This window comes from Candidatus Chloroploca sp. Khr17, assembly GCF_004138165.1.
Taxonomy (GTDB): Bacteria; Chloroflexota; Chloroflexia; order Chloroflexales; family Chloroflexaceae; genus Chloroploca.
This window is the reverse complement of sequence record NZ_RYFF01000128.1, coordinates 1-3,101: the sequence shown is the minus strand read 5'-3', so window position 1 is coordinate 3,101 and position 3,101 is coordinate 1. Positions and strand designations below refer to the sequence as shown.

4 protein-coding genes are annotated in these 3,101 nt (G+C 62.3%); all 4 read right to left on the bottom strand.

Translation table 11 applies throughout. The features are described 5' to 3' along the window. Positions 1-320 (bottom strand): hypothetical protein (locus EKD05_RS26210; RefSeq protein WP_165360985.1); only part of this gene is annotated, 320 nt, incomplete at its 3' end. 42 nt (positions 321-362) lie between these two features. Further along, a complete protein-coding gene (locus EKD05_RS25260; RefSeq protein ID WP_129678392.1) occupies positions 363-713 on the bottom strand; it encodes a DUF5615 family PIN-like protein in 351 nt (116 codons plus the stop codon). Further along, a complete protein-coding gene (locus EKD05_RS25255; protein ID WP_129678390.1) occupies positions 697-1,038 on the bottom strand; it encodes a DUF433 domain-containing protein in 342 nt (113 codons plus the stop codon). Before EKD05_RS25255 ends, EKD05_RS25260 begins: the two co-directional genes overlap by 17 nt. A 906-nt stretch (positions 1,039-1,944) precedes the next feature. Next, positions 1,945-3,075, bottom strand: coding sequence for an SUMF1/EgtB/PvdO family nonheme iron enzyme (locus tag EKD05_RS25250; protein WP_165360984.1), 1,131 nt, complete (start codon positions 3,073-3,075; stop codon positions 1,945-1,947). Between the last annotated feature and the right edge of the window lie 26 nt (positions 3,076-3,101).

Sequence of the window (3,101 nt, the reverse complement as noted above, 5' to 3'; positions counted from 1 at the left end):
ACCACCCGCTGGAGATAGGTGGCAAGCAGCGTGGCATGGGCCTCTGTGCGCTGACCATCGAGAAAGAGATGCCCGTGAATATCGCCCGCCACCGCCACCTGCGGACTGCCAGTCACGGTCTGCACATGGACACGCGGCACCTCGGCTGGCGACGGCAGCGGCACCTCGGTTGCGCACGCGGCCAACACCTCGGCCACCGCCGACGCCCCAACGCGGGCGCGCAGTTGATCGAGCTTGGCCGTCAACTCGGCATCATCAAGCAAGCCCTGCGCATGGAGCCCCAGCAATTGCGTAATCGTCGTCGCAAGGGGATTGTTCATAGGTCCCACCGATCGCCAGATGAAATGCTTCATTGGCCCCGATCAGCGAAGTGGCACATAGAGCACTTGATGCTCCCACTCGTTCGGCAGACTTCCCTGAATCAGGAGGATAAGATCCTCAATGACGACGCCGATCGGTGCAGTCTGACTCACCTCAATCACCCCAGGCATGGGCAAAGCAGATCGTACCCGCACATAGGCATCAGCAATCAAGGTTTCGGCATCATGCGTAAGAATCAGCCGACCTTCGCCAGCGGCCCAGGCCAGGACGGTTGGATCATCAGCGCCACGTAGACCAACATCTTGCACGCGAACAAGATCAAGCTGCGGCATATGCCGTAAGAGACCGCGCACAATCGCACGGTGAAAATTCTCATCAGCGAGGAGTTTCATGCGCTGCCTGACGTGCCAAAAGACGGGCGCGGAGCCCATGGAGCTGTTGCTGGGCTTCAACACGAGCCTGCACCTCAGCACGACGCTGCCCACGTTCCTCAAGGTACTGTTCAACTGCGGTCTGGTGCTGCAAATAATAGGCGATGACCGCATATGCATCCGCCACACTCACCGTAGGAAAATTTTGGGCCATCTCTTCGGGGGTGTCACCCTGGAGAAACGCGGTAATGAGGGTCTCAATCGGCACGCGTGTCCCCCGCACCAACACAACTCCATGCGGCGTCAGGGTCATCGGCAAGACAGGTGGTTCAAGGGTAAGCGTCATCAACAGAATCCTTTCCAGCGCATTGGCTAGCCGCAAATACCATGCAAACAAGGTTGACCCGTATTGACGCAAAGGCGCAAAGACGCAAAGGTTTGATGCATCACGCTGCCCAGCTACGCGCCGTTGCGTCAAACCGACCGTCTGATGTGTATGGGAGTGCTCCGAACATCCACCTTGCCTCTCTTATATTGTAGTACGAGGGTTCAATGCCTGCAAGATGCTGCTTGCTGGTACGCAGGGCGATGGCACCATACGAAACCGGAGTAGGGGCACCCGCCAGGGGTGCCCCTACAATCAGGGCACCCGCCAGGGGTGCCCCTACAGGCCGGCCGGGCTGTTGTGGTGGTGTGCGCGGCTCCGGCGCAACCCGGCGGGGGCCGGGCCGGGTGGACGGGCACCCCTTGCGGGTGCCCTGGCGGGTGCATACACGAAAGATGCGATTGCCCTGTGCTGGTACGTGTTCACATGCGGGGTAACAGGCCAGCATGGGCGCGCGGGCGTCCTGCCCTCGGAGGGCATGCTGAGGGCGGGACGCCCGCGCTTCCAGGACCGATGAGAAAAGACACCATGCCCAGCCCACAAAGGTGGGCTTCGCACCCACGAGCCGAGGCGTTATGGTCTTCCAGAGATGAATCCGGTCTAGCCCACGGAGGTGGGCTTCGCTTCACCTAGCCGAGGGCTTCAGCCCCACGGCATCCGGTTCATAGCGGATCATTTACGGTAAAACCATTACGCCGACGGAAGGCGTGCCTCCCCGAGGTACGGCTTCCGCGCCGTTGCGCCACAGGCGCAAGCAAGGGGGTGCGCCCCCTTGCATCCCCCCGGCACCGCGCCGCGCCCTCCGCTAGCCGTACCTGTGCTACCTGCACGGCGGTACTTACGTCACGCGACAGAACACAGAACACTTTACACATGTGGGTGCCGGGCAAGCCGAAAACCCACATTCCGATTATGGGTGACGGGCGTATTATGATGGCGGAAGGCCGCGCGCAGGAAGGACGAAACATCGCCCCACGAGCCGCCACGAAGTGTAAAGCGTTTTTCGGCGGCATCAGCCCCCTCCTCCTGTCCGTCGTCGAGGGCGGGATCGTAGTGATACGGGCGATACACGCTCCGCGTCCATTCCCACACATTACCCGCCAGATCCAGCACCCCGTCCGGCGTCGCCCCGGCCGGGAAACAGCCTACCGCAGTCGTGCCATCATAGATCCCATCAAAGTTCGCCCGTTCACCCTCAGGCTCAGCCGTACCCCACGGATAGTTCCGTCGCTTTGGCCCCCGCGCCGCATACTCCCACTCTGCCTCACTCGGCAGCCGATAGACGAAGCCATCATCCAGGTATGCGGTCAGCCAGCGGCCAAAGGCCATGGCTTCATACCAATTCACGCCCACCACCGGGTAGTTCCCTCGCCCGTGCCCGAACGCTTCATCATCCCACAACTCTGGCTGATCTTTGCGCTGCCGCTGCTGCCACGGATCCAACCCCTCGGTGGCGGCATCATCGCGGGCCAGCCACGCCCGCCCAGCCGCATCCCACCAGGGGGCCGCTGGATCATACCCGCCCTCGGCGATAAACACCGCATACTGCGCATTCGTCACCGGGTAGCGCCCGATGGCAAAGGGGGCGAGCGTCACGGGGTGATCGTTGATCTCATTGTCAGGCCAACGCCGAGCCTCCTTTGCCGTTGATTTGTCTCCCTGTTGCAGCCAGTACTGCTCCCAGGCTCGCCCGGCTGCCTCAGCCTGTTCCGGGGTGCTGCCCAGCACCAGGGTGCCCCTAGGCAGTTCCACCATCGCGGGGGGCAGCGTGCAGACACCGGGGCGGGGGGCGCCCAGGCGGGCCAGAATCCGCCCGCATTGCACGCGGGCCCGCGCTGGAACCGCTGTGGCGGGTTGACGTTCCAGGATGTGGTGTGCATCAGCCTGGATCGTGGCAGGCAGAGAACCCTGACCTTTGAAGCGCTGTGACGGCTCCCACGGCGAAAGGAGACTGCTGAAAAAGTCCGGCCCACAACAGGGGAATCGATGGGAACCCACATCCAATCAATGAGTCTCGTCTGCAC